The organism is Nocardia sp. NPDC003999, assembly GCF_053604885.1.
Map to the genome: position 1 here is coordinate 1 of NZ_JBSGIB010000047.1, position 6,360 is coordinate 6,360.

Annotated in this window: 6 protein-coding genes; 3 read left to right on the forward strand and 3 right to left on the reverse strand. The window is 69.8% G+C overall.

What is annotated here, in order from left to right:
• The 3 genes from ACWESM_RS36480 to ACWESM_RS36490 form a co-directional block, all read right to left on the reverse strand.
• Positions 1 to 1,577: amino acid adenylation domain-containing protein (locus tag ACWESM_RS36480; RefSeq protein WP_364439870.1), on the reverse strand; the 1,577-nt coding region annotated here is incomplete at its 3' end.
• A 292-nt stretch (positions 1,578 to 1,869) separates the two neighbouring features.
• Positions 1,870 to 2,853, reverse strand: a complete 984-nt coding sequence (locus ACWESM_RS36485) for a LuxR C-terminal-related transcriptional regulator (protein ID WP_355081484.1) — start codon at positions 2,851 to 2,853, stop codon at positions 1,870 to 1,872.
• Positions 2,854 to 2,996: 143 nt separating this feature from the next.
• Positions 2,997 to 3,872 (reverse strand): M23 family metallopeptidase, encoded by an 876-nt coding sequence (locus ACWESM_RS36490; protein WP_379256369.1) that lies wholly within the window; start codon positions 3,870 to 3,872, stop codon positions 2,997 to 2,999.
• A gap of 206 nt (positions 3,873 to 4,078) precedes the next feature.
• Between ACWESM_RS36490 and ACWESM_RS36495 the strand changes: the two genes are divergently transcribed.
• The 3 genes from ACWESM_RS36495 (at position 4,079) to ACWESM_RS36505 (ending at position 6,254) form a co-directional block, all read left to right on the forward strand.
• Complete coding sequence (locus ACWESM_RS36495; RefSeq protein ID WP_355081480.1) at positions 4,079 to 5,125, forward strand: nitronate monooxygenase; 1,047 nt, start codon at positions 4,079 to 4,081, stop codon at positions 5,123 to 5,125.
• A gap of 62 nt (positions 5,126 to 5,187) precedes the next feature.
• Positions 5,188 to 5,580, forward strand: coding sequence for an SCO5389 family protein (locus tag ACWESM_RS36500; RefSeq protein ID WP_355081478.1), 393 nt, complete (start codon positions 5,188 to 5,190; stop codon positions 5,578 to 5,580).
• 125 nt (positions 5,581 to 5,705) lie between these two features.
• Positions 5,706 to 6,254 (forward strand): HD domain-containing protein, encoded by a 549-nt coding sequence (locus ACWESM_RS36505; RefSeq protein WP_355081476.1) that lies wholly within the window; start codon positions 5,706 to 5,708, stop codon positions 6,252 to 6,254.
• The last annotated feature ends 106 nt before the right edge of the window (positions 6,255 to 6,360 follow it).

Here is a 6,360-nt window from a genome sequence, read left to right on the forward strand (position 1 = left end):
GGCAACGCCGCCCGATCCAACTTCCCCACCGGCGTCAACGGAATCTCGTCCAACACCACAATCGACGCCGGAATCATGTACCCCGGCAACGACTCACCGATGTACTCGGCGAGCGCGTCGGTGTCCAGGTCGGCGCCGGGGCGCGGCAGCACGTACGACACCAGTGCGGTCGCACCCGATGGCAGCGCCTTGCCCAGGGTGGCCGCGAAGTCGATATCCGGATGGCTGGTGAGAGCGTTGTCGATCTCGCCCAGTTCGATGCGGAAACCGCGGATCTTCACCTGGAAGTCCGAGCGGCCCAGGTATTCGATGACGCCGCCGTCCTGGCCGGCCGATTCGGTGCGTCGCACCAGATCACCGGTGCGGTACAGCCGCGCCGCCGGGTTGCCGCTGTCGGCGCCGAACGGGCTGGCGACGAATCGCTCCGCGGTCAGGCCCGGCCGGTTGAGGTAGCCCTGCGCCAGCGCGGGACCGGACAGATACAGCTCGCCGACCACCCCGGCAGGAACCGGCCGCAGCCGCGAGTCCAGCACGAACGCGCCGACGCCCGGGATGGCCGTGCCGATCGTGATGGGCTCGCCCGGCGTCATCGGCGGCGTGCTGGTGGCCAGGATCGTGGCCTCGGTGGGCCCGTAGCCGTTGTAGAACTCGCGCTCGGCCGCCCAGCGTCCGACCAGTTCCGGGCCGAACTTGTCACCTGCCACCACCACGGCCTGCAGGTCGTCCAGTCCGGCCGGATCCACCGATTCCAGGGCGCCCGGCGTGATGAGCATGTGCGTGACGTGCTCGCGCCTCAGCAGATCCGCCAGCTCGAAACCGCCGAACACCGTCGGCGGCGCGATCACCAGCGTCGCTCCGGAGGAGAAGGCCAGCAGCAGTTCCAGCACCGAGACGTCGAAGTTCGGCGAGCAGACGTGCAGAACGCGCGAGTCCTCCGTCACGCCGTAGTGCTCGCGCTCCGCGGCGACCAGCCCGGCCAGACCGCTGTGCGTGACCACGACGCCCTTGGGCTTGCCGGTGGAGCCGGAGGTGTAGATGACATAGGCCGGGTGCCGCTCGTCGAGCGGACGGACCCGGTCGGTGTAGGAGATGGGGTGCTCCGGGCGCGCGGCGATGCGCGCGGCCTGCACCGGGTCGTCCAGTTCGATCCAGTACACACCGGTGCCGAGCACCGGGCGGTGCGCCGAAGTGGTCAGACCCACCGTGGCGCCGGAGTCGGCGACGATGTGATTGATCCGGTCGGTGGGATAGGTCGGATCCACCGGCACGTAGGCCGCGCCGGTCTTGGCGATGGCCCAGACGGCGAGCACCGACTCCACGCTGCGCGAGATTCCGATGGCGACCACGTCGCCGGGCCCGACACCGCGCTCGATCAGCTCCCTGGCCAGCCGCGAGGACGCCGCGTCCAGCTCGGCGTAGGTGAGCTCCCGATCGTCGGCCGGGTCCCCCGTGGGGTTGAACCGGATCGCGACCTCGGTGGCGGCGGACTCGACCGCGGCGGTGAGCAGCTGCGCGAAAAGCGGACTGCCCGACCTGCGGCGACGGCTACCGCGAGCAGAGCGACGGGCGGTTTCCATTCGAGTGCATTCACCTCTCGGATCGAGCCAGGACCCGGGCTCTACCCTGCTCAGGGCTTGTTATCCGGGGCCAGCGCGGACCGAGCAATCATATAAGGGGCTGACCACTGAACCCGCGCGCTGTATTGGATTGCCGCGGATGCCGTCGGTACGGTCCGCATCCCCCTTGTCGAGTGCTGTCCTCTCGTAGGACACCATCCGCCCCCCTGGAATCGGTGTCTTGCCTGATCCCTGCCGTTATATCGGTACTTATGCCATCGTGTTGCACTAGTGCCCGAATCGGTGAGCTTGGTCACAGCCATCCGCGCCGCGTGGCCTGCACCCCCGCCTGGAATCTGGTGCTCGCCCCGAGGCGCTCCAGCAGCCGTGCGGTCCGGCGGACCACCGTGCGTCGGGACATCCCGAGTCGCCGCGCGATGGTGTCATCGGTCGCGCCGAGCCCCATCAGGGTCAGGATCGCGCGGTCGCGTTCGTCCAGCGCCTCCGCGGCCGGGTTCACCGAGATCGGCGCCGCCATCGTCCACAGCACGTCGAAGGTCTTGATCAACAACTCGAGCGTGGGGGAACCGGTGATGCGCAGACCCATCGGGTCGGGCCTGCGTTCGTCGGCGTGCAGCACCAGGCTGGCCCGCTCGTCGTCGCTGATGATCAATTTGAGCGGCGGCTCGGGCAGGGTTCTGGCCTGCGCACCGCCCGCGTTGGTGGACAGCGCGTGCCGCAGGCGCTCGGGGTCCTGATAGACGGTGTCCTGATACAAGGTCTGGTAGCGGATGCCGTCGGCGAGCCTGGCGCGTTTGAGTTCGAACAGTTGGCGCTCGCGCTCGGGATCGCTCAGATAGGGCCCGCGCTCGACCAGCTTGACGCAGCTGCGCGCGCCGGTCTGCATCTCCTCGAAATCCGCCAGCATCTCCAGCCGCTCGTACACCGGCACCACCGCGCCGTTGCCGCGGGGCGAGCGGCGCACCGAGCGGAACGTCTCGCTCAAGCGTGCTGCGGCGGCGTGCATCTGGTTGATCTCCTGCTGCCTGCGCCGAGCCTCGGCTTCGGACAACGATTCCGGCGCGTGCGCGTCCCACAGCGGTTCGCCGTCGGGCGACTCGACGCGGACCGCGGCGTGCAATTCACACAACACATCCAGCGAGTCCGCGGCGAGGTCTTCCGAAACGCCCAGGTACTGCGCGATATCGGCGAGACTCGACCGCGGATGGTGCACCAGCACGGCGTACGCGCGGCCGTGCGGTGACCCAGGCTCGAAGATGTCGCCCAGCTCGATCACGGCCCGAGCCTAGCGACCGACCGGTGTCCGTGGGGCAGCTCTACGAGACCAGGACGCGAACCGCCTCCCGCGTCACCGGGACGCGGGAGGCTTCGCTGCGCGCAACCGTGCGCTGATCGGAATATCAAGCCGGACAGGGAATGTCAGTGCGCCGACGGGCCCCACTCCAGGGGCACTCCCTTGGCGGCCAAGTAGGGCATCGGGTCGATCTTGGCGCCCGACTGGTCCCAGATCTCCAGGTGCAGATGCGGACCGGTGGACTGGCCCCGGTTGCCGACGGTGGCGATCACGTCGCCCGCGTTCACCCGCTGGCCCGCGTGCACGAACATCTCGTTCACGTGGCCGTAGACGGCGGTGGTGCCGTCGTCCTGCAGGATTCGCACCCACAGACCGAAACCGGAGGCGGGCCCCGCCTCGATGACGGTGCCGTTGCTGACCGAGTGGATCGGCGCGCCCAGCGAGTCGGCGAAGTCGAGGCCGTAATGCATGGCGCCCCAGCGGCTGCCGAACCCGGAGCTGATCTCGCCGGCCACCGGGCGCACCGCAGGCGCCGGAGCGACCTGCTGCTGCACGCCCTTGAGGGCCTCCTCGGCCTGCGCCAAGGGACCGATGACCTCCGGGGGAAGATTGGGAATGCCGAACGGCGCGGCGACCGGCGCGGCGATCTGGCCTGCGACCGCGGCGGGCTCCGGCGCGGCCTGCGCGACCGGCTCGGCGGCGGCCTTGGCCTCGACGATCGGAAGGATGCTCGTACCCTTCACGGTGGATGGCGCGGCCTGCGTCTCCTCGTCGGCATCGTGCGAACCGGGCAGCAGCGGCGACGCGTAAGCGAGCGCGGGAGCGACCTGGCTGGCAGCGCCGATCAAGGCGCCCGCGGCAACCGCCGCGGTGGCGGCGGCCTTGACTCGTTCGGTGGCGGACGGCTCGGCGCGGTGCCGCGTCGGACGGCCCGATTCGCCGCCGTCGCCGAGGAGGCTCTGGACGGTAATGGAACTGGGGCCTACACGGTGCTGCGACAAAGCTGAATCCTCGGTCGTACAACAGGGTCCGGGATGCCGGAGCCCTAGCGGAACCGGTGCGATAACGATCCGGTAAAGCCGGGCGGATAACGGTTTGGCATCCGTCGTGACGGGAACTCTACCGCGTCGTGACCATTCCGCAACCTTCCAGCGGAAAAACGCTGGTGAGGCCCGGGTCACATGTCCAGATACGCGACAATCGAACCGTGATCCTCGACCACTTGGACGTTCCGATCGCGCTCGCCCCCATGGCGGGCGGCCCCTCCACCCCTGAGCTGACCGCCGCCGTGGCCGAAGCGGGCGGTTTCGGCCAGCTGGCCGCCGGTTATCTGAGCGCCGCCGACACCGCGGCGCGGATCGCGGCGACTCGCGCGGCCACCGGCAAGCCGTTCGGCGTGAACCTCTTCGTGCCGGGCCCGCCGACTCCTCCCGCCGATCTGGCGGACTATCTGGCCGAACTCGGCGCCGAACACCAGCTGGGAGATCCGCGCTTCGACACCGACGACTGGGACGCCAAACTGGACCTGCTCGTCGCCGACCCGGTCGCGGCCGTGTCGTTCACCTTCGGCTGCCCGAGTGCCGCGGACATCGAACGGCTGCATGCCGCCGGTTCCGAAGCCTGGGTCACCGTCACCTCGGTCGTCGAGGCGCGCGTCGCCGTCGAGGCGGGCGCCGACGTGCTCATCGCCCAAGGCGCGGAGGCGGGCGGGCACCGCGCGACGTTCACCGATCGGCCCGCCGACGACGCCACCGACCCACTCGGGCTGTTGGCGCTGCTGCAATTGCTCTCCGCCGCCACCGACCTGCCACTGGTGGCCACCGGCGGCCTCACGACGGGCGCGGGCATCGCCGCCGCGCTCGCGGCGGGCGCCGCGGCCGCGCAACTGGGCACGGTGTTCCTGCGCTGCCCCGAGGCGGGCACCAGTCAGGTGCACCGCGCCGCGCTGACCGCCGACACCCCGACGATGCTCACCCGCGCCTTCACCGGACGCAGGGCACGCGGCTTGCGCAACCGCTTCCTGGTGCGGCACACCGCTACCGCGCCGACCGGATACCCGGAGATCCACTACGCCACCGCCCCGCTGCGAGCCGAGGCGCGGGCGGCGGGCAACCCCGAGGAGGTCAACCTCTGGGCGGGCCAAACCCATGAGCTGACACCGGAGCTACCCGCGGGCGAACTGGTCTCGACCCTGGCCGCCGACACGAAAGCCGCACTGGAAAAGGCACTTTCGCGCCGAATCCAGCATTATTGACAACGACTTTCGTTTAGACTTCAGTGGCATCGCATCGACGTTCAGCACTGGAGGAGAGCGCCATGTCCCTTGATGTCCCCACCGCAGTACTCGAACGCGCCGAACGCGGCGAGGTCGACGACGCCGACTTCGTCGAGGTCGTACGCAATTCGCTGCCCTACGCCTGGGAAGTGGTCAGCCGCGTAGCCGGTGAGCTGCGTTCCGGGACGGCCGAATTCGCCGACAACACGATCGCGCCGCCCGACGAGGTGGCGCGCGGGCAACTGCTGCGCGCCATGGCTTCCGACGCGATTCGCGGTGGGCTGGAGCGGCACTTCGGCGTGAAGCTCGCCTTCCAGAACTGCCACCGGGTCGCGGCGTTCCCGCTCTCCTCGGTCGGCGGCGAGACCTACACCACGTTCATCGGCACCCGGGCCCAGCTGCTCAACCAGAGCCCGGAACTGCGCAACTGCTGATCCACCGAATCGAACACCCGGCGCGGCAAACCGTTTCGCCCGCGCCGGGTGTTCTCGCGTATGCGGCGCCGTGCCCGCGCGTCGCCGCCGCCCGTCACGGACGGCTGCGCGTAGGGTGAACCGCCATGAGCAGCAACGATCTTCGCGATGAGGTCGAGGCCCGGCTCGCGCCGTGGCGCCAACAGCTCGGGGCGGACCGCGCCGCCTACACCAATCATGTGCTGCGGGTGCTCACGTTGTGCGATCTGCTGGCCGACGACCGGCAAACCCCGCCGAGCGCCCGTGAGGAGTTCCTGACCGCGGCCGTGCTGCACGACATCGGCATCTGGTCGGCGGGCAGCTTCGACTACCTCGCGCCCTCGTGCGACCAGGCGCGCGCCTGGCTGGCGAGCATCGACCGCGACGACCTGACCGGACTGGTGGTGGCGATGATCGACCAGCATCACAAGATCCGCCCGGCGGGCCCACCGCACGACCCGGTCGAGATCTTCCGGCGCGCCGACGCGATCGACGTCGAACTCGGCTTGCTCGGCCGGTTCGGCGTCTCGCGCGGAACCTACCGTGAGCTGGCGAAGCGCTATCCGAACCACGGCTTCCACCGCAAGCTCGTCTCCCTGGTCGCGCGGCGGGTGCGCAGCCACCCCGCGTCACCACTGCCGATGCTGAGGTGGTGACGCGGGGCGGCGGGGTCAGGACAGGGTGGTGACCTCCAGGTCACCGTCGGCGTACTGGGCGCGTAGCCGCTTCTTGTCGAACTTGCCCACGCTGGTCTTGGGGACC